23 protein-coding genes and 1 pseudogene are annotated in these 26337 nt (G+C 69.2%); 8 read left to right on the forward strand and 16 right to left on the reverse strand.

The annotated features are described in order from the left end of the window. The first annotated feature begins 20 nt into the window (after positions 1-20). From lipB to ASF21_RS13465, 3 genes are all read left to right on the forward strand, one after another. On the forward strand, positions 21-785 hold the full coding sequence (gene lipB / locus ASF21_RS13455) for a lipoyl(octanoyl) transferase LipB (protein WP_082471559.1): 765 nt from the start codon (positions 21-23) through the stop codon (positions 783-785). Then, on the forward strand, positions 782-1783 hold the full coding sequence (gene lipA, locus ASF21_RS13460) for a lipoyl synthase (protein WP_055772215.1): 1002 nt from the start codon (positions 782-784) through the stop codon (positions 1781-1783). The genes lipB and lipA overlap by 4 nt, the downstream gene beginning before the upstream one ends. A 70-nt stretch (positions 1784-1853) precedes the next feature. Then, positions 1854-2606 (forward strand): DUF4191 domain-containing protein, encoded by a 753-nt coding sequence (locus ASF21_RS13465; RefSeq protein WP_055772217.1) that lies wholly within the window; start codon positions 1854-1856, stop codon positions 2604-2606. A gap of 148 nt (positions 2607-2754) precedes the next feature. On the opposite strand, the gene ASF21_RS13470 is transcribed toward ASF21_RS13465, so the two are convergent. Continuing rightward, entirely contained in the window at positions 2755-3192 is a 438-nt protein-coding gene (locus tag ASF21_RS13470) for an RDD family protein (RefSeq protein WP_055772220.1), read from the reverse strand. Positions 3193-3446: 254 nt separating this feature from the next. Between ASF21_RS13470 and glnA (ASF21_RS13475) the strand changes: the two genes are divergently transcribed. Beyond that, complete coding sequence (gene glnA, locus ASF21_RS13475) at positions 3447-4871, forward strand: type I glutamate--ammonia ligase (protein WP_055772222.1); 1425 nt, start codon at positions 3447-3449, stop codon at positions 4869-4871. A 78-nt stretch (positions 4872-4949) separates the two neighbouring features. On the opposite strand, the gene ASF21_RS13480 is transcribed toward glnA (ASF21_RS13475), so the two are convergent. Both ASF21_RS13480 and glnA (ASF21_RS13485) read right to left on the reverse strand, forming a co-directional pair. Next, a complete protein-coding gene (locus ASF21_RS13480; protein WP_055772225.1) occupies positions 4950-7961 on the reverse strand; it encodes a bifunctional [glutamine synthetase] adenylyltransferase/[glutamine synthetase]-adenylyl-L-tyrosine phosphorylase in 3012 nt (1003 codons plus the stop codon). A 38-nt stretch (positions 7962-7999) separates the two neighbouring features. Next, on the reverse strand, positions 8000-9340 hold the full coding sequence (glnA, locus tag ASF21_RS13485; RefSeq protein WP_055772377.1) for a type I glutamate--ammonia ligase: 1341 nt from the start codon (positions 9338-9340) through the stop codon (positions 8000-8002). Positions 9341-9592: 252 nt separating this feature from the next. On the opposite strand from glnA (ASF21_RS13485), the gene panB reads away from it, so the two are divergent. Beyond that, complete coding sequence (gene panB, locus ASF21_RS13490) at positions 9593-10483, forward strand: 3-methyl-2-oxobutanoate hydroxymethyltransferase (protein ID WP_055772228.1); 891 nt, start codon at positions 9593-9595, stop codon at positions 10481-10483. A 15-nt stretch (positions 10484-10498) separates the two neighbouring features. Here panB and ASF21_RS16980 read toward each other — a convergent pair whose 3' ends face one another. Continuing rightward, positions 10499-10660, reverse strand: a complete 162-nt coding sequence (locus ASF21_RS16980) for an SPOR domain-containing protein (protein WP_157365920.1) — start codon at positions 10658-10660, stop codon at positions 10499-10501. A gap of 140 nt (positions 10661-10800) precedes the next feature. On the opposite strand from ASF21_RS16980, the gene map reads away from it, so the two are divergent. Both map and ppgK read left to right on the forward strand, forming a co-directional pair. Then, positions 10801-11679 (forward strand): type I methionyl aminopeptidase, encoded by an 879-nt coding sequence (gene map, locus ASF21_RS13495; protein ID WP_055772230.1) that lies wholly within the window; start codon positions 10801-10803, stop codon positions 11677-11679. 78 nt (positions 11680-11757) lie between these two features. Beyond that, positions 11758-12570: a polyphosphate--glucose phosphotransferase gene (gene ppgK, locus ASF21_RS13500; RefSeq protein WP_055772233.1), complete on the forward strand. Its 813-nt coding sequence runs from the start codon at positions 11758-11760 to the stop codon at positions 12568-12570. Positions 12571-12755: 185 nt separating this feature from the next. On the opposite strand, the gene nrdR is transcribed toward ppgK, so the two are convergent. The 3 genes from nrdR to ASF21_RS13515 all read right to left on the reverse strand — a co-directional run bounded on the left by nrdR (position 12756) and on the right by ASF21_RS13515 (position 15344). Continuing rightward, positions 12756-13253 carry a transcriptional regulator NrdR gene (nrdR, locus tag ASF21_RS13505; protein ID WP_055772236.1) on the reverse strand — a complete coding sequence of 166 codons (498 nt, stop codon included), beginning with the start codon at positions 13251-13253 and terminating at the stop codon, positions 12756-12758. Positions 13254-13365: 112 nt separating this feature from the next. After that, positions 13366-14766 carry a histidinol dehydrogenase gene (hisD, locus tag ASF21_RS13510; protein WP_055772239.1) on the reverse strand — a complete coding sequence of 467 codons (1401 nt, stop codon included), beginning with the start codon at positions 14764-14766 and terminating at the stop codon, positions 13366-13368. 50 nt (positions 14767-14816) lie between these two features. Next, positions 14817-15344, reverse strand: coding sequence for a hypothetical protein (locus ASF21_RS13515; protein ID WP_055772242.1), 528 nt, complete (start codon positions 15342-15344; stop codon positions 14817-14819). A 161-nt stretch (positions 15345-15505) separates the two neighbouring features. Here ASF21_RS13515 and ASF21_RS13520 point away from each other — a divergent pair, with 161 nt between their 5' ends. Then, positions 15506-16006: a flavin reductase family protein gene (locus ASF21_RS13520; RefSeq protein WP_055772380.1), complete on the forward strand. Its 501-nt coding sequence runs from the start codon at positions 15506-15508 to the stop codon at positions 16004-16006. Between the two features lie 12 nt (positions 16007-16018). Here the strand turns inward: ASF21_RS13520 and dnaE are convergent, their stop codons facing one another. The 9 genes and pseudogenes from dnaE to ftsZ form a co-directional block, all read right to left on the reverse strand. Beyond that, positions 16019-19564: a DNA polymerase III subunit alpha gene (dnaE, locus tag ASF21_RS13525; protein WP_268753705.1), complete on the reverse strand. Its 3546-nt coding sequence runs from the start codon at positions 19562-19564 to the stop codon at positions 16019-16021. Positions 19565-19726: 162 nt separating this feature from the next. Further along, positions 19727-20662, reverse strand: coding sequence for an RluA family pseudouridine synthase (locus ASF21_RS13530; RefSeq protein ID WP_055772248.1), 936 nt, complete (start codon positions 20660-20662; stop codon positions 19727-19729). A gap of 235 nt (positions 20663-20897) precedes the next feature. Continuing rightward, positions 20898-21464 (reverse strand): annotated as a pseudogene (gene lspA / locus ASF21_RS17385) (signal peptidase II); the annotation flags it as partial. Between the two features lie 169 nt (positions 21465-21633). After that, positions 21634-22305 carry a DivIVA domain-containing protein gene (locus tag ASF21_RS13540; RefSeq protein WP_055772251.1) on the reverse strand — a complete coding sequence of 224 codons (672 nt, stop codon included), beginning with the start codon at positions 22303-22305 and terminating at the stop codon, positions 21634-21636. A 146-nt stretch (positions 22306-22451) separates the two neighbouring features. Then, positions 22452-22742: a YggT family protein gene (locus ASF21_RS13545; protein ID WP_055772253.1), complete on the reverse strand. Its 291-nt coding sequence runs from the start codon at positions 22740-22742 to the stop codon at positions 22452-22454. Between the two features lie 60 nt (positions 22743-22802). Then, positions 22803-23324 carry a cell division protein SepF gene (locus ASF21_RS13550; protein ID WP_055772257.1) on the reverse strand — a complete coding sequence of 174 codons (522 nt, stop codon included), beginning with the start codon at positions 23322-23324 and terminating at the stop codon, positions 22803-22805. A gap of 94 nt (positions 23325-23418) precedes the next feature. Next, on the reverse strand, positions 23419-24180 hold the full coding sequence (locus ASF21_RS13555; protein ID WP_055772260.1) for a YggS family pyridoxal phosphate-dependent enzyme: 762 nt from the start codon (positions 24178-24180) through the stop codon (positions 23419-23421). Beyond that, positions 24177-24935, reverse strand: coding sequence for a polyphenol oxidase family protein (locus tag ASF21_RS13560; RefSeq protein ID WP_082471560.1), 759 nt, complete (start codon positions 24933-24935; stop codon positions 24177-24179). Before ASF21_RS13560 ends, ASF21_RS13555 begins: the two co-directional genes overlap by 4 nt. A gap of 3 nt (positions 24936-24938) precedes the next feature. Beyond that, a complete protein-coding gene (gene ftsZ / locus ASF21_RS13565) occupies positions 24939-26138 on the reverse strand; it encodes a cell division protein FtsZ (protein ID WP_055772266.1) in 1200 nt (399 codons plus the stop codon). Positions 26139-26337 lie beyond the last annotated feature (199 nt).

The following is a 26337-nucleotide window of genomic DNA, read 5'->3' on the forward strand; positions in this document are numbered from 1 at the left end:
CACAGGACTAGGCTTGCGTCATGACTCTCGTCCTGTCGCGCGTCGGCCTCGCTCCCGACTACATCGAGTACACGCAGGGCTGGGAGATCCAGAAGGCGCTGCACGCGGACGTCGTCGCCGGCGCTGCACCCAGTACCGTACTGCTGCTCGAACACACCCCCGTCTACACCGCCGGGAAACGGACCGAGGATCACGAGCGGCCCTTCGACGGAACCCCTGTCATCCCCGTCGATCGCGGCGGCAAGCTCACGTGGCACGGGCCGGGTCAGCTCGTCGGCTATCCCATCCTCGCGTTGCGTGATCCAGCGAGGATCGCCGACTATGTCGACGTCCTCGAGCAGGTCATCATCTCCGCCCTCGCCCACTTCGGCATCGAGGGTGTCCGGATCGCCGGCCGATCCGGCGTCTGGCTGCCGGCGTCCGCTACGATGCCCGCCCGGAAGATCGCGGCGATCGGCATCCGGGTCAAGGATCGCGTGACGATGCACGGCTTCGCCGTCAACTGCAGCAACGATCTCGCTCCCTTCCAGCAGATCGTCCCCTGTGGCATCAATGACGCCGGGGTCACCTCGATCTCGGCGGAATGCGGACGGCCCGTCGAGCCCTCGGACGTCGTTTCACTCATCGAGGCCGAACTGCGCAAGAATGAGGCGGTGCTCGTAGGCGACGATGCCATCGAGCCATCCGGATCGACCCCCGGCGTGATCGCCGGGACGGCAGACACAGCGGGCCCCGACACGATCGGTCGTGCCCGTCACACCCAGCCAGAAGGAGCTTCACTGTGAGCCTTGCACCCGAGGGCCGCCGCATGCTGCGCATCGAGGCGCGTAACGCCGAGACGCCGGTAGAACGCAAGCCGGACTGGATCAAGGCCAAGGTGAACATCGGCCCCGAGTTCGTCGCCATGAAGAACCTGGTGAAGAAGGAAGGGCTGCACACCGTCTGCGAGGAGGCCGGGTGCCCGAACATCTTCGAGTGCTGGGAGGACCGCGAGGCGACCTTCCTCATCGGAGGGTCCGAGTGCACGCGGCGCTGCGACTTCTGCCAGATCGACACGGGCAAGCCGCAGCCGCTGGATCGCAGCGAGCCCTTCAAGGTGGCGCAGTCCGTGCGGTCGATGAACCTGCGCTACGCGACGGTGACCGGGGTTGCCCGTGACGATCTCGCGGACGAGGGCGTATGGCTCTATGCGGAGACCATCCGCCAGATCCACAGCATGAACCCCGGCACGGGTGTGGAGATCCTCATTCCCGACTTCTCCGGCAAGCCCGAGCACATCGCCGCCATCTGCGACGCGGCGCCGGAGGTCTTCGCCCACAACGTCGAGACAGTACCCCGCATCTTCAAGCGCATCCGGCCGGCCTTCCGGTACGAGCGCTCGCTGGACGTCATCACGCAGGGCCGGGACCGCGGCATGGTCACGAAGTCGAATCTCATCCTCGGCATGGGCGAGACGCGCGAGGAGATCTCGGAAGCCCTGCGTGACCTGCACGACGCCGGCTGCGATCTCATCACCATCACGCAGTATCTCCGACCGAGCGAGCGCCACCTGCCCGTCGACCGCTGGGTGAAGCCCGGTGAGTTCGTCGAGCTGAGCGAGGAGGCCGAGGAGATCGGTTTCCTCGGGGTGATGAGCGGACCCCTCGTCCGTTCGTCCTATCGGGCAGGCCGCCTCTGGGCGCGTGCCATGCGCAGGAAGGGACTCGAGCTCCCTGCCGAGCTCGCGCACCTCGACGATTCGGGCTCGGCGATGCAGGAAGCATCCTCTCTCCTCGCCGGGTGACACCCGATCCGTGCCCGTGTCCGTGCGCGTCGGGGTGAGCGCGCCGCCCATCCCGTAGAATCGAGGGACTATGTCACACGCGATCGATCCCTCAGGCTCACCTACGCCCAAGCGCCGTCTGTTCTCCCGCAAGCCGAAGGCGGACAAGGGGCCGAAGAAGCCCGGGCGGATGAAGCAGATCCGCGAGGTCTTCGCGATGACCCGCCGCAACGACCCGAGCGTCGTCTGGTTCATGCTGCTGGCCTTCATCGGCATCATCGCCGTCGGCCTCCTCGTCGGCCTGCTCATCAACAACGTCATCACGCTGATGATCATCGCGGTGCCGCTGGCGTTCCTCGCCGCGATCTTCATCCTCTCCAGGCGGGCCGAGAGGGCGGCTTTCTCGCAGATCGAAGGACGCCCGGGGGCGGCAGGGGCGGCTCTCAGCGTGCTCCGGAGAGGCTGGATCCTGCAGGAGCAGCCGGTCGCGGTGAATCCCCGCACGCAGGATGCCGTCTTCCGTGTCATCGGCCGGCCCGGAGTGATCCTCGTGTCCGAAGGTCCGTCGACGCGAGTGAAGCAGCTCGTGGACGGGGAGAAGCGGAAAATGGCCCGCATCATCCCCAACGTCCCGGTCCATGTCATCGAGACAGGGCGGGATGAGCGCCAGGTGCCGCTCTCAAAGGTCCCCAAGGCCGTCCAGAAACTGAAGAAGACGCTGACCAAGCAGGAGGTCTACGCCGTGGACAAGCGACTGACGGCCCTCGGCACGAAGCTTCCCATCCCCAAGGGCGTGGACCCCTTCAAGGCTCGCCCGGACCGTAAGGCCATGCGCGGCCGCTGAGCACCCCGCGCCTGACGACAGAGGAAGCCCCTCCCGGAAACGGGAGGGGCTTTTCCTGTGCCGCACGCAGGGCATCGGGGGCCGGGCACGGCACCGACATCCGGCTTTGCGCCCGGGCTGCGCCGGATGCCCGAGGTGACGCAATGGATCAAATCCGGAAGAGACCCGTGGTACGGGCGCGATCGTGCAGGCCGCGCTGGTCGACGTCGATGATCAGTGCCGGGATGACGAGGCACAGCAGGACGCTGCGGATCAGTGCCGTCAGATACCCGGCCGGCTGCCCGTCCAGTGTCTGCACCTGCATCCGCAGGATCCGGTGCCCGATGCTGTAGCCGAAGAACCCGACCAGGAGGACCTGCTCGACCAGGAAGATGTACAGCGTGGCGACTCCGTCGTAGCCGAAGAACGCAGCCGACAGGAGGGAACAGAGCACCCAGTCGATCAGGAGCGCCGCTGCCCGCGGGGCGAACCGCGCGATGGAGCCCGGGCCGGATTCGGGTCGCCCGAGGCGCTGCCCTGGCCACTGCTGATTGCCGGAGGGCGAGGGCCCCTCCATCCACGAACCGAGGTCTCGTCTGTTCACCACGTCCCCAGCGTACCGGTCCCGCGCGGGGCGTATTATGCTCCTGCCGCACCGGAGACGCTAGGGTGGGGAGCGCAGTTCCTGTCACGTAACGTCCCGGAAACACGAGCGATACCAGCGAGAAACTGCCCGCTCCTACAGTTGTGACGAGTCGGCGGCAGCGTTCCATCCTGCCAGAGCCCGTGACTTCCCGTGCGGTGCAGGGACACGCGCTGGCGCCGGATTCCACCCCAGCCATGCGTTAGGAGCATGAATCGATGTTTAAGAATGCGGACGAGGTCCTCAAGTTCATCGCCGATGAAGACATCAAGTTCGTCGATGTCCGTTTCACCGATCTTCCGGGGGTGCAGCAGCACTTCAACGTCCCCGCCAAGTCGGTCGATGCTGACTTCTTCATCCACGGTCAGCTCTTCGACGGCTCCTCCATCCGTGGTTTCCAGGGCATCGCGGAATCGGACATGCAGCTCATCCCGGACGTGACGACAGCATTCGTCGATCCGTTCCGGACCGAGAAGACCCTCGCCCTGAACTTCTCGATCGTGAACCCCCGTACGGGTGACCCCTACCACCGCGACCCCCGCAGCGTGGCCGAGCGCGCCGAGGCGTACCTGTCCTCCACCGGTATCGCGGATACGGCGTTCTTCGCACCCGAGGCCGAGTTCTTCATCTTCGACAACGTGCAGTACGAGTCCTCCCCCCAGGGCAGCTTCTACAAGGTCGACTCCATCGAGGCACCGTGGAACTCCGGGCGCGAGGAGGTCGGTGGAAACCTGGGCAACAAGACCCCCTTCAAGGGCGGGTACTTCCCCGTCTCCCCCGTCGACAAGCAGGCCGACCTCCGCGACGCCATCTGCGTGGAACTGGACAAGGCAGGCCTCGAGGTCGAGCGCTCGCACCATGAGGTGGGCGGTGCCGGGCAGGCCGAGATCAACTACAAGTTCACGACCATGACACATGCAGCCGACGACCTGCAGAAGTTCAAGTACATCGTCAAGAACGTCTCCAACGCGTGGGGCAAGTCGGCAACCTTCATGCCGAAGCCCATCTTCGGCGACAACGGCTCCGGCATGCACTGCCACCAGTCGCTGTGGGCTGACGGCCAGCCCCTGTTCTACGACGAGCGCGGCTACGCCGGGCTCTCGGACACGGCCCGCTGGTACATCGGCGGCCTGCTCAAGCATGCCTCCGCCGTCCTCGCCTTCACCAACCCGACGGTCAACTCCTACCGCCGCCTCGTGAAGGGCTTCGAGGCCCCGGTCAACATGGTGTACTCGCAGGGCAACCGCTCCGCCGGCATCCGCATCCCCATCACGGGCTCGAACCCGAAGGCCAAGCGCATCGAGTTCCGCGCGCCGGACCCCTCGTCGAACCCGTACCTCGCCTTCGCCGCGCAGCTCATGGCCGGCCTCGACGGCATCAAGAACCGCATCGAGCCGGCCGAGCCGATCGACAAGGACCTCTACGAGCTCCCTGCCGAGGAGGCCAAGGACATCCAGAAGGCGCCGGGGTCCCTCGAGGAGGCACTGCTGGCCCTCGAGGCCGACAACGAGTTCCTCCAGGCCGGAGACGTCTTCACGCAGGACCTGATCGACACCTGGATCGACTACAAGCGCGAGATGGAGATCAAGCCGCTCTCGCTCCGCCCGAACCCCTACGAGTTCGAGCTCTACTACGGCGTCTGATCCGCGCCGCACCACCTGATCGACCGCGACGGCGGCTCCCGGACGGGAGCCGCCGTCGTCGTGTCCGGGCAGTGCTACTCAGTACCCGTAGAAGTGCCGCTCGAAGATGGCCCGGCTGCGCCGTGTCATCCGCAGGTAGTCCTCCTCGAGGTCCGAGCCGCTGCCCGGACCGTACCCGCACCAGCGCGCCACCGCCTCGAGGTCGCGGCGCGGGGACGGGAGGAGGTCTGAGCCGCGGCCGCTCCAGATGACGTTCGCCGCGCGGATGCGCGTGGCGAGGTTCCAGCCGGCACGGAGGGTGTCGACGTCGTCAGCGGGCAGGAGTCCTTCCGCGGCGATGACGTCCAGGGCTGCGAGGGTGGACTGCACGCGCAGGCCCGGTACCGCGTGTGCGTGCTGCAGCTGCAGCAGCTGCACGAGCCATTCGACGTCGCTGAGGGCTCCCCTGCCCAGCTTGAGGTGCCGCGACGGGTCGGCCCCGCGCGGGAGCCGCTCCGCCTCCACCCGGGCCTTCACGCGCCGGATCTCCCGCACCTCCGTCTCGCCGAGGTCCTGCGGGTAGCGCACGGGGTCGATGAGGGCCACGAACTCGGCAGCGAGTCCGTCGTCGCCGGCGAGCGGCCTCGCCCGCAGCAGGGCCTGCGCCTCCCACACGAGCGACCACCGGCGGTAGTACTCGCGGTAGCTGTCGATGGACCGCACCATCGCGCCCTGCTTGCCCTCGGGGCGGAGCGCCGTGTCGATCTCCAGCACGCGCTCGGCCAGCACGGGAGGTTTGCACGGCTGCGTGAGGAGGGCGGCCAGCCGGGCCACGATCCCCTCGGCCTGCCGCTGCGCGGCTGCCGCGTCCGCGCCCTCGAGGGGTCGGTGGACGTAGATGACGTCCGCATCGGACCCGTAGGTGATCTCCCTGCCGCCCTGCCGTCCCATAGCCATGACGACGACGTCGGTGAGCCGCGGTTCACCGCGGGCCGTGAGCTCCTTCTCGGCGACGTGCAGCGCGCCGAGGACGGCGGCGCGATCGGTATCGGCCAGGGCCTCCCCGACCTGCGCCTGGGTGAGGAGGCTGGAGCTGTCGGCGATGGCGATGCGCAGGAGCTCACGCCGCCGGATCAGCCGGATCAGCCGGATCGCCTCGCCCGGCTCCGGATGCCGGGACATCTTGGACTGGATCTCCTGCCACTGCGCCTCGAAGGTGTCGGGTACCAGCGCGCTGTCCGAGCCGAGCCACTGGGTGGACTCCGGCGACACCTCGAGGAGGTCCGTGATGAACCTGCTGCTCGACAGGACGGCACAGAGCCGCTCGGCGGCGGCGTTGGAGTCGCGCAGCATCCCCAGATACCAGTGGCTCTCACCGAGCGATTCGCTGAGCCGCCGGAAGCCGAGGAGCCCGGCGTCGGGATCGACGCCGTCGGCGAACCAGGCCAGGAGGATGGGCAGCAACTGCTTCTGCAGCATCGCCCGCCGGCGCAGGCCGCCCGTGAGCGCTTCGATGTGCCGCATGGCGCCGCGCGGATCCTGGTACCCGAGCGCGGCCAGGCGCGCCTGTGCCGCCTCGGCCGTCAGCTGGACGTCCTCCGGCCGGAGCGTGGCCGCGTTGTTGAGCAGCGGCCGGTAGAAGATGGCTTCGTGCAGCCGCTTCACGAGCCGCCGCGTCCGCTGCCACTTCTCGTGCAGGCTCTGGGCGCTGGGCCGGACCGTCACCATGCACCCCTCCGACGACCGGGCGAGGGAGCGCAGCGCTGTCTCGTCCTCCGGCATCAGGTGGGTGCGGCGCATCTGGACCAGCTGGATCCGGTGCTCGAGCACGCGCAGGTACCGGTAGGCGTCGTCGAGGTCCAGCGCATCGGACCGCCCGATGTAGCCGGCGGCGCTGAGCGCGGCGATCGCCGAGACCGTGTCCCGGACGCGGAGCGAATCGTCGAGCCGGCCGTGCACCAGTTGCAGGAGCTGCACCGTGAACTCGACGTCGCGCAGTCCGCCCGGGCCGAGCTTGAGCTGGCGGGCCTCCTCCTCCCGCGGGATGTTGTCGGTCACCCGGCGCCGCATGGCACGCACGGCCTCGACGAAGCCCTCGCGCTGCGAGGACGCCCACACGAAGGGCGCGATCGCCTCCTCGTAGCGGCGGCCGAGCTCGAGATCGCCCGCCACCGCGCGCGCCTTCAGCAGCGCCTGGAACTCCCAGGTCTTCGCCCATCGACGGTAGTAGGACACGTGGGACTCGAGGGTGCGGACGAGCTGGCCGTCCTTGCCCTCCGGACGGAGGTTCGCGTCGACCTCCCACAGCGCCGGTTCCGGGCCGGGCGAGTAGACACCGCGGGACATGCCGGAGGCCAGACCGGTCCCGATCCGGGTCAGTGTCGTGTCGTCGAGGTCGTCGCCCTCCACCACGTAGACGACGTCGACGTCGGAGATGTAGTTCAGTTCACGGGCACCGCACTTGCCCATGGCGATGACGGCGAGGCGTACGCGCCGGACGACATCGGACCCGTGGACCTCCTCGAGCTCGGCCCGGGCGACGGCCAGCGACGCCTCGAGCGCCGCAGCGGCGAGATCGGCCAGTTCACGCGCGACGACGGGCAGGTAGTCGACCGGCGCGCAGTGGCCGAGATCGCGGACGGCGAGGTCGGTCAGCTGCCGCCGGTAGGCGATCCTGAGTGCACGGTGGGCGTCCACCCCGGTGACCCCTGCGACCGGGTTGTCCTCCCCCGGGTCCGCCTGGACCGCCCGGAGGAGGACTGTCCGGAGGTCCGAGGCCTCCACGACGCGGGGCGTGGCCGAACCGGGCACGACGACATCGAGGTGCTCGGGATGGCGCATGAGGAACTCGCCGAGTGCCTCGGAGGCTCCGAGCAGCCGGAACAGTGCCGACCGCCTGCCCTCGTCGGCGAAGGTCGCCTCGACCGGGGTCCGGCGCGCAGCCAGGAGGCGGACGAAGGACTGGAGTGCGAGATCCGGATTCGCGGCGACCGCGAGGCCCGCGAACAGGGCGTCGTCGTTGAGCCCCTGCAGCTCCGGCGCGTCGAGGAACCGCCGGCTTTTCTCGAGGTCCGCGAACCCGTGACTGATCAGCTTGCGGTTGAGGCTCATGAGGCAACACTAGCCACGCAGCGACGGCCCGTCGGCACCTAGAGGATGTTGAGGTTCCGTCGCAGCTCGTAGGGCGTGACCTGGATGCGGTAGTCGTGCCACTCCGCGCGCTTGTTGCGCAGGAAGTTCTCGAAGACCTGCTCGCCCAGGATGTCGGCCACCAGCTCCGAGTCCTCCATGACACGGATGGCATCGTGCAGGCTGGCCGGCAGGGGGTCGTGGCCCATCGCGCGCCGCTCGGCCGCGGTGAGGCTCCAGACGTCGTCCTCGGCCGCGGGCGGCAGCTCGTAGCCTTCCTCGATGCCTTTCAGCCCGGCGCCGAGCAGCACGGAGTAGGCCAGGTAGGGGTTGCTGGCGGAGTCGATGCCCCGGTACTCGATGCGGGCGGACTGCCCCTTGTTCGGCTTGTACAGGGGCACGCGGACCAGCGCCGAGCGGTTGTTGTGGCCCCAGGCGAGGTGGCTCGGGGCCTCCCCGCCTCCCCACAGGCGCTTGTACGAGTTCACGAACTGGTTGGTGACGGCGGTGAACTCGGGCGCGTGCCGGAGGATGCCCGCGATGAAGTGGCGTGCGGTCTGCGACAGCTGGAACTCCGCGCCCGCCTCGTAGAACGCGTTGGTGTCACCCTCGAACAGCGAGAAGTGCGTGTGCATGCCCGAGCCCGGGTGCTCCGAGAAGGGCTTCGGCATGAAGGTCGCGTAGCTGCCGGATGTGAGCGCGACCTCCTTGATGATCGTGCGGAACGTCATGATGTTGTCGGCGGTCTGCAGCGCGTCCGCGTAGCGCAGGTCGATCTCGTTCTGGCCCGGCCCCGCCTCGTGGTGGCTGAACTCCACGGAGATCCCCACGGACTCGAGCATCGCGACGGCGGTGCGGCGGAAGTCCTGGGCGACGCCGCCCGGTACGTGGTCGAAGTAGCCGGCCTGATCGACGGGGACGGGCTGGCCGTCCGCACCGACCTCAGCGGACTTCAGCAGGTAGAACTCGATCTCCGGATGCGTGTAGCAGGTGAAGCCCATGTCGGCCGCCTTGGCCAGGGTCTTCTTCAGTACCCCGCGGGGATCGGCGGTGGAGGGCTGCCCGTCGGGTGTCAGGATGTCGCAGAACATGCGCGACGTCTGCTCCTTATCGCCGCGCCAGGGCAGGATCTGGAACGTCGAGGGATCCGGCTGCGCCAGCATGTCGGACTCGTAGACCCGGGCCAGGCCCTCGATCGACGAGCCGTCGAAGCCGAGGCCCTCCTCGAAGGCGCCCTCCACTTCGGCCGGGGCGAGGGCGACGGACTTCAGCGAACCGACGACGTCGGTGAACCAGAGGCGCACATAGCGCACGTCGCGCTCCTCGATGGTGCGCAGTACGAACTCCTGCTGCCGGTCCATGACCACCCTCATTCCTTGCCTCGTTGCCCGGGCCGCCCCGATGGGCGGCGGGCTGTCCCTGTCCGGCGTCGTGCGCGTGCGGCCCGTGCGGAGACCGGGACGCCGGTGCGCGGACCACCGTGAATACTCTACTGACACGGTCGCACAGATCAGGTGCGGCCCTGCCCAGTGTGGCGTGCCGGTATTAACACGGGGTTTCCACCGGCGGATGGGCGGAGGGAAGCGGCGGCAGGGGTCCGCTAGTCTCGTGGCATGACATCCGCCGAACTGCCAGCACCCTACGGAGAAGGCGTTGCTGCCGCGCCTGCACCTGCCGCGCCTGCTGGTCCCGTCGGCGGGCCGAAGGCGCCCGGCAGGGTCCGGATCCACCACCTGCAGCAGGCCAAGGAGCAGGGCACGCGTTTCGCGATGCTCACGGCGTACGACCAGTACGCCGCCCAGGTGTTCGACGAGGCCGGCATCGAGGTCCTCCTCGTCGGCGACTCAGCGGCCAACAACGTGCTCGGACACGCCACGACCCTGCCCATCACCCTGGACGAGATGATCCTCTTCAGCCGCGCCGTGAGCCGGGCCGCCCGGCGCGCACTCGTCGTCGCGGACCTGCCCTTCGGCAGCTACGAGGTCTCCCCGCAGCAGGCCGTCGAATCCTCGGTACGGCTGCTCAAGGAGGGGCTCGTGCACGCCGTGAAGATGGAAGGCGGCGCCGACTACGCCGGGACCGTCCGGGCACTGGTGCGCGCCGGCATCCCCGTCATGGCGCACATCGGCTTCACCCCGCAGAGCGAGCACGCGCTCGGCGGGTACCGCGTGCAGGGCCGGGGCGACGCCTCGCAGCGGATCGTGGACGACGCCGTCGCCCTCGCCGAGGCGGGTGCCTTCTGCGTCCTGATGGAGATGGTGCCCGCCGCCACCGCCGACGCCGTGGACGCCGCGGTGCGGGTCCCGACGATCGGCATCGGGGCCGGACCGGGGACCACCGGCCAGGTGCTGGTGTGGCAGGACATGGCCGGACTCCGCGGCGGGCGGCAGGCGAGATTCGTCAGGCAGTACGCCGACGTGCGCCGCGTCCTGACCGATGCGGCCCGCTCCTACGCGGACGACGTGCGCTCGGGGACGTTCCCCGGGCCCGAGCACACCTTCTAGGCGCGGCCTCCCGGACTACTCGTCGTCCCGATCCCAGGCGTCGTTGCGCTGCTGCACCTTCTCGAGCGCCTTCTCGGCGTCGGCGCGCGTCGCGTAGGGCCCGATGAGCTGGGACCAGTCCGACTGCCGGTCCTCCTCCACCTCGCGGGTGCGGACGTTGAACCAGTACTCCGTCATGTCGACCTCCTGCTCTCCCCGGCCATCGCTGGTCCGGATCGGTGTGCGGCGTCGCGGCCCCGGCGCCGGGATGCCCAGTGACCGTGCCGCACCACCTGTCGGGGCGGCCGTCCCGACGGGCCCGCTATAGGATCAAGGGTATGCCCCAGTCTTCCGTCACCGCTCCCCTCGGGACCCTGACGCCCGGTACGGTCTCGCTGCAGCGCCCCGTCCCGCCGGGCATCGCACGGCCCGAATACGTGGGCCGGGCAGCACCCGCCCCGTTCACCGGTTCCGAGGTGAAGACCGCCGAGGTCATCGAGAAGATCCGTACGGCCGGCAGGATCGCCGCCCAGGCGATCGTCGAGGTCGGCAGGCATGCGAAGCCCGGCGTCACCACCGACTTCCTCGACCGGATCGGGCACGAATTCATCCTCGACCACGGTGCCTATCCGTCGACGCTGGGCTACCGGGGGTTCCCGAAGTCCCTGTGCTCCTCGCTGAACGAGGTCATCTGCCACGGCATCCCCGACTCCACGGAGCTCCGGGACGGGGACATCCTCAACATCGACATCACCGCCTACAAGGACGGCGTCCACGGGGACACCAACCACACGTTCTGCATCGGGGACGTCGACGAGGAGTCGCGCCTCCTGGTGGAGCGCACCCGGGAGTCGCTCGCGCGGGCCATCCGGGCCGTCGCTCCCGGGCGCGAGATCAACGTCATCGGCCGGACCATCCAGTCCTACGCGAAGCGCTTCGGTTATGGTGTTGTCCGTGACTTCACCGGGCACGGCGTCGGAGAAGCGTTCCACACGGGCCTGATCATCCCGCACTACGACGCCGCTCCCGCCTACAACCGCGTCATCGAGCCCGGCATGGTCTTCACCATCGAGCCGATGCTCACCCTCGGGACCATCGACTGGACCATGTGGGCGGACGACTGGACCGTGGTCACGAAGGACCGGAAGAGGACAGCGCAGTTTGAGCACACGCTCGTTGTCACCGACCGCGGTGCGGAGATCCTCACCCTGCCCTAGCGCAGCCGCACCGCTGGTCCTGCTTGCACGCTGTACCCCACCCCTCCGGCTCGCGCCGAACCACCTCAACGGAGAATCATGGCCAAGGACATCGAGAAGAAGAAGTCGAAGAAGCTCCCCGCGACCGTCATCGGCGTCGACATCGGCGGGACCGGGATCAAGGGCGGCATCGTCGACCTCGAGAAGGGCGTGATCGTCGGCGAGCGGTACCGTATCCCGACACCCAAGCCCTCCACTCCCGAAGCCGTCGCCGACGTCGTCGCGCAGATCGTCACGGAGCTGTCCTCGCGCCCCGAGGGACCGGCGGCGGAGGTCCCGGTCGGCGTGACCTTCCCGGCGATCATCCAGCACGGCGTGGCCCGCTCCGCCGCGAACGTCGACAAGAGCTGGGTCGACACCGACGTCGACGCCCTCTTCACGAGGGTCCTCGGACGCGACGTGCACGTCATCAACGACGCCGACGCGGCCGGACTCGCGGAGGTCCGGTACGGTGCGGGCAAGGGCAAGATGGGCACGGTCCTGGTGATCACGCTCGGCACCGGCATCGGCTCGGCCTTCATCTTCGACGGCAAGCTCGTGCCGAACGCGGAACTCGGTCACCTGGAGATCGACGGCCACGACGCCGAGACGAAGGCGTCCGCCGTCGCCCGCGAGCGGGACGGCATCGACTGGGACGAGTACGCGGTGCGGCTCCAGCGCTATTTCTCGCACGTCGAGTTCCTCTTCTCCCCCGAGCTGTTCATCGTCGGCGGCGGGATCTCCAAGCGCAGCAGCGAGTACCTGCCCTCGCTCGAGCTCCGGACCCCGATCATCCCCGCACAGCTGAAGAACCACGCAGGGATCGTGGGCGGCGCCCTCCAGGCGGCACTGCTCTTCACGCCGAAGGCCTGAGCCCCGTTCCTGCCTGCGCGGGCAGGAACGGCATGGAGGACCCTGCCCGACAGCACAGGAGCCCGGTACGGACGTGATCCGTACCGGGCTCCTGTGCGTCCGCCGCCTGGAGGGGCGGAACCGGACGTGGAACCGGTGGTGGCGTCGGCTTCCCCTCCGCAGCCACCACCGGGGTCTGATGGGCGCTACTGCGCCGTCAACGGCCTCTGCGCTCCCGAGGGGACGCGCGCGTTGTCCTTCGCCTGCTGGCGGAGGGTACCGATGGCCTCCTCGAAGTCCTCGAGGGACTCGAAGCCCTGATAGACGCTGGCGAAGCGCAGGTAGGCGATCTGATCCAGCTTGCGCAGCGGTTCGAGGATGGCGAGCCCCACCTCATGGGCGTCGATCTCCGCCACGCCGCTGGCGCGGACGCTCTCTTCGACCTCCTGGGCGAGCAGGGCGAGATCGTCCTCCGTCACGGGCCTGCCCTGGCACGCCTTCCGGACGCCGTTGATGATCTTCGAGCGGCTGAAGGGCTCGCCGGCGCCGGAACGCTTGATCACGCTGAGGCTCGTGGTCTCGACCGTGCTGAAGCGGCGGCCGCACTGCGGGCACTGGCGACGCCTGCGGATCGCCGACCCGTCGTCGGCCAGTCGGCTGTCGACGACGCGGGAGTCCGGGTTGCGGCAGTACGGACAGTACACGGCTCCCCTTTCCTCTCGTCGACGCTCGACCGGATCAGTCTAGGACTAGATGTGGGGAAACTACAACCGTGTCATTACCACATGTAGTGGCAGCTGCACCGTGGGCAGGGTTCTAGACCGCCCCATCCGCCGCCGGGAAGCGCGCCGAGACGGCCTCGCCGTGCGCCGGCAGGTTCTCGGCCTCGGCGAGGGACAGGATGGACGCCGACACCTCGCGGAGCGCGTCCCTGTCGTAGTGGACGATCTGCACGACCTTCAGGAACGTGGTGACGTTGAGCCCGGACGCGAAGGACGCCGTGCCACTGGTCGGCAGGACGTGATTGGAACCGGCGCAGTAGTCGCCGAGGCTCACGGGGCTGTAGGCACCGACGAAGATGGCACCGGCGTTCCGGATCCGGTCGGCGACCCGCGCGGCGTCCGTGGTCTGGATCTCGAGGTGCTCCGCCGCGTAGGCGTCGCAGACCGCGATGCCGTGCTCGACGTCGTCGACCAGGATCACGCCGGACTGCTGCCCCGAGAGGGCGGCCCTCACCCGATCGGCGTGCCGGGTGGCAGCGGCCCGCACCTGCAGGGCCTCGACCACCGCCGTCGCCAGGTCCTCCGAGTCCGTCACGAGGACCGATGCCGCCTGGGGGTCGTGCTCGGCCTGGCTCACCAGGTCCGCGGCCACGAGGCCGGCATCCGCACCCGCGTCCGCCAGGATGGCGATCTCGGTGGTACCGGCCTCGGAATCGATGCCCACCGCGCCGAGGACGAGGCGCTTGGCCGTCGCGACGAAGACGTTGCCGGGGCCGGTGATGACGTTCACGGGGTCGATCGCCCCGGAGCCGGCCACGCTCGCGTCCGACCCGTCGGGGAGGCCGGGTACTCCGGAAACCCCGTAGGCCAGGGCCGCGACGGCCTGGGCCCCTCCCATGGCGTACACCTCGGTGACGCCGAGCATGGACGCCGCTGCGAGGATGACGGGGTGCGGCCAGCCGCCGAACTCCTTCTGCGGCGGCGAGGCGAGGGCGATCGAGCCGACGCCGGCGGCCTGGGCCGGCACGACGTTCATCACCACGGAGGACGGATACGCCGCGAGGCCACCGGGGACATACAGACCGACGCGGTCGACGGGGACCCACCGGGACCTGAGGGTCGCGCCGGGCGCGATCGCGACCTCCACGTCCGCGGGCACCTGGGCCTTCGCGAAGATCCGTGCGCGGCGGATGGCTTCCTGCAGGGCGATCCTGACGTCGTCGTCGAGGCCTGCGACGGCCGCCTCGACCACATGGGCGGGCACGCGCGGGTGGTCCTGCTCGACGCCGTCGAAGCGGAGCGCGAAGTCGCGCAGCGCCTCGAGACCCCGGGCGCGCACGTCGTCGATGATGGCCTGGACGGCACTCTCGGAGGATGAGGCGTTGGCGGCGGCCCGTGGCATGGCGTTCTTCAGCTCCCCCGGGCTGAGCGCCCGGCCGCGGAGATCGATGGTGCGGAAGGCGACGGTGGTCGGGGTGTTGGGCGCGGAAGTCACCCGTGAAGTCTATCGGGAGCGGTGGCGGCGCGGCGCGGCGGAGCCGGTGGTCAGGCCTTCCGGCGCGCGAGCCCGATCAGCGCCGTCACGAAGATGATGACGGCGGCGACGGCCGGCCAGAGCGCCAGCGCTCCGTAGGAGTGCAGCATGAAGGCGGACCCGGGGAGATCCTCCCGGCCGTGGGGTCCCAGCATCAGCGCCAGTCCCTCCCCCACGCCGAGGGCCAGCAGCGACCCGAGGACGGAGCCGCCGACGGCAGCGAGGATCCGCGCGACCACGCCCGGCAACCGGAGCCGGACGGCGACGACGGTCCCGACGGCGATGCCGGCCAGGAGTTGCAGTCCCGCAAGGGTCAGATCGCGCAGCACCCACTGCTGGGCGTCCTCGGGATCACCAAAGAGGCGCCCCGTCGGAGCGAGCAGCCACCAGGCCGCGCCGAGGACCGCTCCGAGCAGGATCGTCGAACCGAGCCACCAGAAGACTCCCGCGGGCGGTACCGACCGCCGGTCCTCGGCGACCGCGTAGACGGGAGGAGGGTAACTGCTCGAACCCGTATCCGGTCCCTGGCTGGCGCGCATGACTTCTACATTAACAAACCCTCCCGCCGCCGGGGACCGCGCCTAGGGTGGTGGTGGCAGCGCGACGTACCCGCCTCCGCGGCGGGACCATCAGCACCCGTGCCGTCCCCGCCGTCGAACCCCGGAGGAACCACGTGACCAACCCGAGTACAGCGGCGGGCCTGCCCGCCGTCGCCGAACCCCACGCCGAGTCCTTCCGGGAGGTGTTCCGCCGGCACGCCGCCGGAGTGGCCATCATCACCGCCACGTACGACGGCGTACCGTTCGGCTTCACCGCCACCTCCGTCGCGTCGCTCTCGGCCGAGCCGCCACGGTTCTCGTTCAACATGGCACGGACGTCCTCCTCGTGGCCCGCGGTCGCCAACACGAACTTCGTGGGCGTGCACATGCTCAGCACCGAGAACGAGGGCCTGGCGAACCGGTTCGCGCGCACGAAGGACCGGTTCACCGGCGACCACTGGGAGCCCGGACCCGAGGGGGTCCCCATCCTCAGGGACGTGGCCGGGTGGCTCGTGGGCCGCATCAGCATGCGGCTCTCGTTCGAGAACAACGCCGTGGTGGTCGCCGAGGTGGTCGCTGGCAGCATCGGCGCCGACGGCGCCCCCCTGCTCTACCACGGCGGCAGCTACGGGACCCCGACGGCCACCGACTACGTCATCTGATGCGGATGCGGCTCAGGCATCGAGGCAGGCCGGTCCGAACAGGACCTTGAGGTCGCCGAACAGGCCCGGGGTCGGATTCACCCTGAGGTCGACCCCGAGCTTCATGACCTCCACCTTGCGTGAACCGTTCAGCCGGATCAGGACCTCACTGGTCCCCGGGTGCGTCCGCAGGACGTCACCGAGGGCCGTCACCGCCGTCTCGGTGGCCTTGTGCTGCAGCATCGAGATGACCACGGGCCCCGAGTGGCCCTCGCTGAGGTCAGGAACGGAGAGCTCCTGTGCGTTCAGCATGACGGCGCCGTCGTCCCTGCGCTGCAGGCGCCCGCGCACGACGACGATCAGGTCCTCCGCGAGGACACCCGAGATCGGCCCGTAGACCTGGCCGAAGAACATGACCTCCATGGATCCGGCGAGGTCCTCCACCTCGGCGCGCGCGTAGGCGTTGCCGCTGTTCTTGGCGATCCTGCGCTGCAGGGACGTGATCATGCCGGCGATCGTCACGATCGCACCGTCGGCCGGGCCCTCCTCGCTGATGATCGAGGGGATCGAGGAGTCCGCATGGTTGCTCAGGATGCCCTCGAGCCCCTGGAGCGGATGGTCCGAGACGTAGAGCCCGAGCATGTCCCGTTCGAAGGACAGCTTGTCCTTCTTGTCCCACTCGGGCAGGTCCGGCACCTCCACGGACAGTCCGCCCGCGCCCAGCCCGCCGCCGTCGTCGTCGAACGCGCTGAAGAGGTCGAACTGGTTCGCCGCCTCGTTGCGCTTGAGGACGATCACGGAGTCGACGGCCTCCTCGTGGATCATCGCCAGCGCCCGGCGCGGATGCTTCAGCGAGTCGAAGGCGCCCGCCTTGATGAGCGACTCGATGGTCCGCTTGTTGCAGACGACGGCGGGGACCTTCTGCAGGAAGTCGCTGAACGAGGAGAAGGCGCCCTTCTCCTCGCGCGCGCCCACCATGGCTCCCACGACGTTCGCGCCGACGTTCCGGATGGCCCCCATGCCGAAGCGGATGTCCTTGCCGACCGGGGTGAAGTTGACGCTCGACTCGTTGACGTCGGGCGGCAGCACCGTGATCCCCATGCGCCGGCACTCGTTCAGGTAGATGGCGAGCTTGTCCTTGTCGTCGCCGACGCTCGTCAGGAGGGCGGCCATGTACTCGGCCGGGTAGTGCGCCTTCAGGTAGGCCGTCCAGTAGGACACGAGCCCGTAGGCCGCGGTGTGCGCCTTGTTGAACGCGTAGTCGGAGAAGGACTCGAGGACGGTCCACAGCTTGTCCATGGCCGCCTGGGAGTAGCCGTTGGCCTTCATCCCCGCGAAGAAGTCGGCCTGCTGCTTGTCCAGCTCGGACTTCTTCTTCTTGCCCATCGCGCGTCGGAGCATGTCCGCCTGGCCGAGCGTGAAGTTCGCCAGCTTCTGCGCGGCGCTCATCACCTGCTCCTGGTACACGATCAGGCCGTAGGTGCCGCCGAGGATCTCCTCGAGCGGACCCTCGAGCTCGGGGTGGATGGGCTCGATCTCCTGCAGCCCGTTCTTCCGCAGCGCGTAGTTCGTGTGCGAGTTCACGCCCATGGGGCCCGGCCGGTAGAGCGCCAGCACCGCCGAGATGTCCTCGAAGTTGTCGGGACGCATGAGCTTCAGCAGTGACCGCATGGGACCGCCGTCGAGCTGGAAGACGCCCAGGGTGTCGCCCCGCGCCAGGAGCTCGTAGGAGTCCTTGTCGTCGAGCTCCAGGTCCTCGAGGACCAGATCGGTGTCTTTGTTGGCCTTGATGTTCTCCACGGCGTCCGTGATGATCGTCAGGTTCCTCAGGCCGAGGAAGTCCATCTTGATCAGCCCGAGACCCTCGCACGTGGGGTAGTCGAACTGCGTGATGATCTGGCCGTCCTGCTCACGGCGCATGATCGGGATGATGTCGATCAGGGGGTCCGAGGACATGATGACACCGGCGGCGTGCACGCCCCACTGGCGCTTGAGTCCCTCGAGCCCGAGGGCGGTCTCGAAGACCTTCTCGGAGTCGGCGTCGGTCTTCAGCAGCTCGCGGAGCTCCTCGGCTTCCGAGTAGCGCTTCGCGCCCTTGTTGTGGACGTCCGCCAGGGCGAGGCCCTTGCCCATGACGTCCGGCGGCATGGCCTTGGTGAGGCGCTCCCCCGTGGAGAAGGGATACCCCATGACGCGGGAGGAGTCCTTCAGCGCCTGCTTGGCCTTGATGGTGCCGTAGGTGACGATCATGGCCACGCGCTCGTCGCCGTACTTCTCGGTGACGTACCGGATCACCTCGGACCGGCGACGATCATCGAAGTCGACGTCGAAGTCGGGCATGGAGACGCGTTCCGGGTTGAGGAACCGCTCGAAGATGAGGCCGTGCTTGAGCGGGTCCAGATCGGTGATGCGCATCGCGTAGGCGACCATCGACCCGGCACCCGAGCCACGGCCCGGGCCCACCCTGATGCCGTTGTTCTTGGCCCAGTTGATGAAGTCGGCGACGACGAGGAAGTAGCCGGGGAAGCCCATCTGGGTGATGACGCCGACCTCGAACTCGGCCTGCTTCCGGACGTCGTCGGGCACGCCTGCCGGGTAGCGGAACTGCAGGCCTGTCTCGACCTCCTTGACGAACCAGGACTGTTCGTTCTCCCCGTCCGGGACGGGGAACCGCGGCATGTAGTTCGCCTTGGTGTTGAACTCGACCTCGCACCGCTCGGCGATCAGCAGGGTGTTGTCGCACGCCTCCGGGTAGTCCCGGAAGATGGCGCGCATCTCGGCGGGCGACTTCAGGTAGAACTCGTCCGCGTCGAACTTGAACCGCTTCGGATCGGCCAGGGTGGAGCCGGACTGGACGCAGAGCAGCGCGGCGTGGGCCTTGGAGTCCTCGGCGTGCGTGTAGTGGAGGTCGTTGGTGGCGACGAGCGGCAGGCCGAGATCCTTGGCGAGCCGGATGAGGTCGGCCTTCACGTTCCGCTCGATGTCGAGGCCGTGGTCCATCAGCTCGCAGAAGTAGTTCTCCGCACCGAAGATGTCCCGGAAGTCCGACGCCGCCTGCCGCGCCTCGTCGTAGAGGCCGAGCCGGAGCTTGGTCTGCACCTCGCCGGACGGGCAGCCGGTGGTCGCGATCAGGCCCTTGCCGTACGTCTGCAGGAGGTCGCGGTCCATGCGGGGCTTGTAGAGATAGCCCTCGAGGGAGGCCAGCGAGGACATCCTGAACAGGTTGTGCATGCCCTCGGTGGTCTCGGACCACAGGGTCATGTGGGTGTACGCACCGGCACCGGAGACGTCGTCGCGCCCGCCGCCGCCCCACTGGACGCGCGTGCGGTCGTTGCGTGCGGTCCCCGGCGTCAGGTACGCCTCGACGCCGATGATCGGCTTGATGCCGGCGCTGTTGGCCTTGCTCCAGAAGTCGAAGGCCCCGAACACGAAGCCGTGGTCGGTGGTCGCGAGGGCCTTCATCCCGAGTTCCTCGGTATGGCTGAAGAGGTCCGTCAGGCGGGCCGCGCCGTCGAGCATCGAGTACTCGGTGTGGTTGTGGAGATGGACGAACGAATCGGTCGATGCAGGAGTAGCCACCGTCCGAGTCTAGTGGCGGACGGGGGTCCGGACCGCCTCCGGCAGCATCGCGCGAGGTCGTTCCGGCGTGTCACGCGAAGCCGTCCCGGCGTGCCGCACCGGGCCGTTCCGGCGTGTCGGGGCAGAGCTCGACGGCGTGTCACACCGCGCCGTCCCGGTGTGTCAGACCAGGCCGTCCTGCAGCGCCGTCAGGGCGTAGGCCAGGTCCACGGGATAGGGGCTCGTGACGAGGACCGGCTCCCCGGTCCTCGGGTGCGCGAAGCCGAGCCGGTGTGCGTGCAGCCACTGGCGGGTGAGGCCCAGCTCGGCAGCCAGGCGCGGGTCCGCGCCGTAGGTCAGGTCTCCCGCGCAGGGATGCCGCAGGGCCGAGAAGTGCACGCGGATCTGGTGCGTCCGCCCGGTCTCGAGATGCACCTCGACGAGGCTCGCCCTGCCGAACGCCTCGAGCACGTCGTAGTGCGTCACCGAGTCCCGTCCGTCCTCCATCACCGCGAAGCGCCACTCGTGGTGCGGGTGCCGACCGATGGGCGCGTCGATCGTGCCCTTGAGCGGCTCCGGCAGGCCCTGGACCACGGCGTGGTAGACCTTCTCCACGGTGCGCTCCTTGAAGGCGCGCTTCAGGGCGGTGTAGGCGGGCTCCGTCTTGGCGACGACCATGGCGCCGGAGGTCCCGACGTCGAGCCGGTGGACGATCCCGACGCGCTCGGGTGCGCCCGAGGTCGAGATGCGGTACCCGGCAGCCGCCAGAGCCCCGACGACCGTCGGCCCCACCCATCCCGGCGATGGATGCGCTGCCACGCCGACGGGCTTGTCGACGACCACGAAATCCTCGTCGTCGAGCAGGATCCCCATGCCGTCCACGGCCTCGGGGATGATCCTGTGGCGATCGTCCGGATCAGGGAGATCGACTGCCACGACGTCACCCTCGTGCACGCGGTCCGACTTCGCCAGCCGCACCCCTCCGCGCAGGATCCGACCGTCGGCGGACCACTGCGCGACGGCGGAACGGGAGACGTCGAGGAGCCGGGACAGGGCGGCATCGGCGCGGGCGCCGGCCTCGTCCGCCGGCACGACGACGTCGCGGTGCTCAGCGGCCACGGCCGGCGCCGTCGTCGTCGGTGTCCTGTGGGCTAGTGCCGGTCGTCGTCGTGCCCGACGTCGTCTCCGGGGCCGGCTTCGCACCCGGGGTCGCCTGCTCCGGCGTCGGACCTGACGTGGTGCCCGGGGTCGACCCTGACGTCGTGCCCGGCGTCGTGCCCGGATCTGTCGCGGGCTCCGACCCGGCGGTCGCCGCGTCGGCCGGAGTGTCCGACACGTCCGAGGCATCCGGGGCGTCGTCGGAGGTGCGGCGACCGTCCATGCCGATACCGCGCAGCGTCAGGAGGCAGATCAGCACCACGCCGCTGACCACGGCGGAATCCGCGATGTTGAAGATGGCGAAGTTCGGCAGGGCGATGAAGTCGACGACGTGCCCCTGCCCGAAGGACGGTTCACGGAAGAGCCGGTCGGTCAGGTTGCCGAGCGCGCCGCCGAGGACCAGCCCCAGGGCCACCGACCAGCCCCACGAGGCGACCTTGCGGACCTGCAGCACGATGGCCGTCGCGACGACCACCATGATGATGGTGAACACCCACGTGTAGTCGGTGCCGATCGAGAACGCCGCGCCGGGATTGCGGATGAAGCGCCAGGAGAGGACCGGCGGGATCACGGGCGTCACCTGGCCCTCGCTCATCGTCGACACGACCCACCACTTGGTGAGCTGATCGAGCGTGTACGCCACCAGCGTGCACAGCAGCATCACGACGCCGTAGCGCCACGGGACCTGCCGGGCGTGGCGGGAGTCGGCGCCCTGCGCGGCCCCGTGCTGGCCTGCCGTGTCGCGCTCCCCGGAGGGCGTCATCTCGGCAGCGGGGTCGATCGGCTGGTGCTCGTTCACGGTCCATCCAGGGGTTAGGTGCGACGACGGCCACCTGGGACGGCGGCCCGGACGGCGAAGGGCCGGCTCCCGGGGTCCATGCCCCGGTCACCGGCCCTTCACCCGGCGGCCCGCGATCGGGCCGACGGTCCTGCTAGGAGGCCGGAGCGTCCGACGCCAGCGATCCGCGGGAGTCGAGATCGCGCAACTGGCCCTCGATGTAGGCCTTGAGGCGTGCACGGTAGTCGCGCTCGAAGCCGCGCAGCTGCTCGACCTTGCGCTCGAGCACCGTCTTCTGCTCCTCGAGATCCCCGAGCGTCTTGCGGCTCTTCTCCTGCGCATCGTTGACGAGGCCGTTGGCTTCGATCTGGGCCTCGGCGATGATCTTGTCACGCTGCTCCACGCCGGCGTTCACGTACTCGTCGTGCAGGCGCTGCGCCATGGCGAGGACGCCAGCGGCGGACTCCGCGCTGGCGGTCGAGGCGGCGGGTGCTGCGGCGGCGGGCGCCGCCGGTGCTGGAGCGGGGTTCGGCTCCTCGACGTCCGCGGCGACCTCGGCGGGGACACTGTCCGGCGTCGTGCCCTCGGCTCCGGCGTCCTCGGTGTGCGAGCTCGCGGCGACGGGGGCCGGCACGGTCGTGGCCTGCGGGGTGTCCGACGGACCGTCAGCGAGCTTGCGGCGGAGGTCCTCGTTCTCCTGGTTCAGGCGGCGGAGTTCGACGACGATCTCGTCGAGGAAGTCGTCGACCTCGTCCTGGTCGTAGCCCTCACGGAACTTGGTGGGCTGGAACCTCTTGTTGACAACGTCATCTGGCGTCAGGGCCATGGGGTCACCTCATACTGGTAGATGCCGGCCCGCCGAAGAGGCGGACAGTGCTGCGGTACCGGATTGCGGACGCGACCGGCGGGGCTCGCGTCGAACTGTGGACCAGCGTATCCGGTCGGGAAGTCCATCACGAAACGGACTCGGCGCTATGCGGCGAGGCTCCTGGACACGGACATCAGGATCAGGACGAGGATGAAGAGCACCAGGAACGCGAGGTCGAGCTGCACGCCACCGAGGCGGAGCGGCGGGATGAGTCGGCGCAGCGCCTTGATGGGCGGATCGGTGACCGAGTACACGCCGGTGGCGAGCACGAGTGCCAGTTTCTGGGGACGCCAGTCCCGCGCGAAGCCCTGCACGGCGTCGTAGACGATCCGCAGGATCAGGGCGAGCTGGAACAGCATCAGTACCAGGTAGATCAGGGCGAATACCAAACTCACAGGGCTGTTCCAGTCCTTCGGGCCGTGATGGGTCTCGTGCGACCGTCACGGCCGCGGGGCTCAGCTCTGGTTGAAGAAGCTGGTCTGTGCTTCGCTTGCCTTCAGATCCTCGCCGAGGACTTCAATATACGACGGCGACAGCAGGAACACCTTATTGGTGACCCGTTCGATGCTGCCGTGGAGGCCGAAGACCAGCCCTGCGGAGAAGTCGACGAGGCGCTTGGCGTCGGACTCCCCCATGTCCGTCACGTTCATGATGACCGGGATACCGTCGCGGAAACTCTCGCCGATGAGCTTGGCATCGTTGTAGGACCGGGGGTGGATCGTGGTGATCTGCCGCAGGGCGGCGGAGTCCTCGCGTGAGGAGGGCGCCCGCTTGATCGGGGTCACGGGAGCACGGTACTCCTCCGCCGGGGCCACGCGGCTCACGGCCGGAGCCGGCTCGAGGCGTCGTTCGTCGCGGTCGTAGTCCACTGTGTAGTCCTCGTTCCTGCTCTGCGCATTCTTCGTTTCGGGCTCGTAGTGCTCGTCACCATCGGCGAGCCCAAGGTAGATCATCGTCTTGCGCAGTGCGCCGGCCATGGTGGCTCCTGTCATGAGAGTGGATGAGGTGCGGCTCCGGGGGCCCGTCGCACAGGGCCCGGACGCCTGATATTCCGCCGTTCTAGCTCGAACGCTACCCCACGGCCGGACGCGGACCGAGGACATCAGAACCAATCCTCAGGTGTGTCGCTCCGGCGGCGACGGCGTCCTCGAGATCACCGCTCATGCCCGCGGAGACGGCGGTCGCCGCAGGGTCGACGGCACGGACCGACGCCGAGATCTCCAGCAGGCGGGTGAAGGCCTCGGGCGCCGACGCGCCCAGCGGGGCGACGGCCATGACGCCCGCCAGGCGGAGGCCGTCGGCTGCGGTGACGGCCTCCGCCAGCGCGTGCGCGTCGGCCGGGAGCGCTCCTCCCCTGCCGCCCGGTGCGGCGTCCGGCTCGAGCGTGAACTGCAGGAAGCACTCGAGGTCCGGCCGCGGCGCGACCCCCGCCTCCGCACGGCGCTCCTGCTCTCCCCGGACGGCCTTGCCGAGGGCCGTGACGAGGGTGGCCCGGTCCACCGAGTGGACACTGTGGGCATAGCGGACGACTGACCTGGCCTTGTTGGTCTGCAGCTGTCCGATGAAGTGCCAGGTGAGCGGGAGCGCCTCGAGCTCCTCCGCCTTGGCGGCCGCCTCCTGGTCCCGGTTCTCACCGACGTCGGTGACGCCGAGCCCGGCGAGGATCCGCACATCGGAGGCGGGGAAGTACTTGGTGACGACGATCAGGCGCGGCTCCTCGCGCCGGACTGCCGCGGAGGCAGCTCCGATCCTCGCGCGAACGGCGGCGAGACGCTGCTCGAGGTCCTGGGCGCGGGCGGATCCGCGGTCCCCGTCCTGTCCGTCGCCGGTCATGGGCGCCAGACCAGCCCGGCGAGACGACCGGCCCCCGGCTCACGCCGGTGCGAGAACAGCGCCGTGTTCTCCTGTGTACAGGACGGCGCGGCACCCCGCAGCTCCTCGACGGTGACGCCTCCCTGGGCGAGCTGGTGCCGGACCGCGGCGGGAAGATCCAGCGCTGCCGTCCCCGCGGGGGTACGGGACGCAGCCACGGGGATCTCCCGCGCGAGCTCGGTCATCATGGCGTCGGGCACCTCGTAGCAGGATCCGCAGACCGACGGGCCGATCCAGGCGGTGATCGTCGCGGCGCCACGGCGCCGCAGCTCCTCGACCGCCTTCACGACGATGCCGTTCGCGACGCCTGCGCGGCCGGCATGGACGACGGCGGTCGCGCCGGTGCCGCCGTCGTCGGGGTCCGCGTCCGCCAGGACGATCGGGACGCAGTCGGCCACGAGGACCGCGAGGGGCTCGGAGCCCGTCGCCGAGACCATGGCGTCCGCGTCCGGCGGCACGCGCTCGGCACTGTCCGACGCCCCGAGCAGCGCCACCCGGTCGGAGTGCGTCTGGCTCATGAAGCGCAGCGTGTCGGGGCGAACTCCCAGCGCAGCCTCGAGGCGGCGCCGGCTCTGCCGGACGGCATCGGGGTCGTCACCGACATGCAGCGCGAGATTCCCGGCCCCCACCGCGGTGAAGGCCACCCGTAACCCCGGCCGGACCTCCTCGTTCCAGTGGAACGGGGAGGTCCGGCCGGGATCGACGGTTCTGTCCACGGACTACTTGAGGAAGTCGGGGACGTCGAGGTCGTCGGAACGGCCTGCGGAGATATCGGGCTCGACGATCGCCGGGAGGTCGACGTCGAAACCGGAGTCGGCCGGGACTGCCTGCACGCTCTGGGCGCGCTGCTGCGACCAGGCACCGAGGCCCGCGGTCGCTGCACCGGACGTGCGCTGCGCATCACCGCCGACGCTCGGCGCCGATGCCGGCCGTGAGGACGGCACGGAGGCGGGAGCAGGCTGGGAGGTGGCGTCCACCTGGTCGAAGCCGGCGGCGATGACGGTCACGCGCGCCTCGTCGCCGAGGGCGTCGTCGATCACGGCACCGAAGATGATGTTCGCCTCGGGGTGGGCGACCTCCTGGACGAGGCGTGCGGCCTCGTTGATCTCGAACAGGCCGAGGTCCGATCCACCCTGGATGGAGAGCAGCACGCCGTGTGCGCCGTCGATCGACGCCTCGAGCAGCGGCGACGCGATGGCGAGCTCCGCGGCCTTGACGGCACGGTCCTCGCCACGGGCGGAGCCGATGCCCATGAGTGCCGAACCGGCACCCTGCATCACGGACTTCACGTCCGCGAAGTCGAGGTTGATCAGGCCCGGGGTGGTGATGAGGTCGGTGATGCCCTGGACACCCGAGAGGAGCACCTGATCCGCGGAGCGGAACGCGTCGAGCATCGACACGTTGCGGTCGCTGATGGAGAGCAGGCGATCGTTCGGGATGACGATCAGGGTGTCGACCTCCTCGCGGAGGGTGTCGATGCCGCTCTCGGCCTGGTTCGAGCGACGCCGGCCCTCGAAGGTGAAGGGGCGCGTGACCACGCCGATGGTCAGGGCGCCGAGCGAGCGCGCGATGCGCGCGACGACCGGCGCTCCACCGGTTCCGGTCCCGCCACCCTCGCCCGCGGTGACGAACACCATGTCGGCCCCGCGGAGGACCTCCTCGATCTCCTCGGAGTGGTCCTCGGCGGCCCGGCGGCCCACCTCGGGATCCGCTCCGGCGCCGAGCCCACGCGTCAGTTCGCGTCCGACGTCGAGCTTGACGTCCGCGTCGCTCATGAGCAGCGCCTGGGCATCCGTGTTGATGGCGATGAACTCCACGCCGCGGAGCCCGACCTCGATCATCCGGTTGACGGCGTTGACGCCGCCGCCGCCGATGCCGACGACCTTGATGACGGCCAAGTAATTCTGAGGTGCTGCCACGTCCTGTGTCCCTTGTTCGAATCTGTGTGCTGTACGGGGGCTGCCGTTGATCCGGCTTCAACCTTCACCCGAGACAACGTTAACGTTCAGGTTGAGAGTTAACGTTATGTCAAGTAACTTCTATGGACGACGCTAGTGCATGCGCAACGCGTTGCAACCACCGGCCTCCGCGTGTCGGGCGTGTCGCCGTGTCCGGAGC

This window comes from Arthrobacter sp. Leaf234, from assembly GCF_001422665.1.
GTDB lineage: Bacteria > Actinomycetota > Actinomycetes > Actinomycetales > Micrococcaceae > Arthrobacter_D.

Bases quoted from the DNA above. Each gene is read 5' to 3' on its own strand.
- ASF21_RS13465 (WP_055772217.1), top strand. From the start codon at position 1,854: ATGTCACACGCGATCGATCCCTCAGGCTCACCTACGCCCAAGCGCCGT.
- glnA (WP_055772222.1), top strand. From the start codon at position 3,447: ATGTTTAAGAATGCGGACGAGGTCCTCAAGTTCATCGCCGATGAAGAC.
- lipB (WP_082471559.1), top strand. From the start codon at position 21: ATGACTCTCGTCCTGTCGCGCGTCGGCCTCGCTCCCGACTACATCGAG.
- map (WP_055772230.1), top strand. From the start codon at position 10,801: ATGCCCCAGTCTTCCGTCACCGCTCCCCTCGGGACCCTGACGCCCGGT.
- panB (WP_055772228.1), top strand. From the start codon at position 9,593: ATGACATCCGCCGAACTGCCAGCACCCTACGGAGAAGGCGTTGCTGCC.
- glnA (WP_055772377.1), bottom strand. From the start codon at position 9,340: ATGGACCGGCAGCAGGAGTTCGTACTGCGCACCATCGAGGAGCGCGAC.
- ASF21_RS13480 (WP_055772225.1), bottom strand. From the start codon at position 7,961: ATGAGCCTCAACCGCAAGCTGATCAGTCACGGGTTCGCGGACCTCGAG.
- ASF21_RS13540 (WP_055772251.1), bottom strand. From the start codon at position 22,305: ATGGCCCTGACGCCAGATGACGTTGTCAACAAGAGGTTCCAGCCCACC.
- ASF21_RS13515 (WP_055772242.1), bottom strand. From the start codon at position 15,344: ATGCGCGCCAGCCAGGGACCGGATACGGGTTCGAGCAGTTACCCTCCT.
- ASF21_RS13555 (WP_055772260.1), bottom strand. From the start codon at position 24,180: ATGACCGGCGACGGACAGGACGGGGACCGCGGATCCGCCCGCGCCCAG.
- ppgK (WP_055772233.1), top strand. From the start codon at position 11,758: ATGGCCAAGGACATCGAGAAGAAGAAGTCGAAGAAGCTCCCCGCGACC.
- ASF21_RS13550 (WP_055772257.1), bottom strand. From the start codon at position 23,324: ATGGCCGGCGCACTGCGCAAGACGATGATCTACCTTGGGCTCGCCGAT.
- ASF21_RS16980 (WP_157365920.1), bottom strand. From the start codon at position 10,660: ATGACGGAGTACTGGTTCAACGTCCGCACCCGCGAGGTGGAGGAGGAC.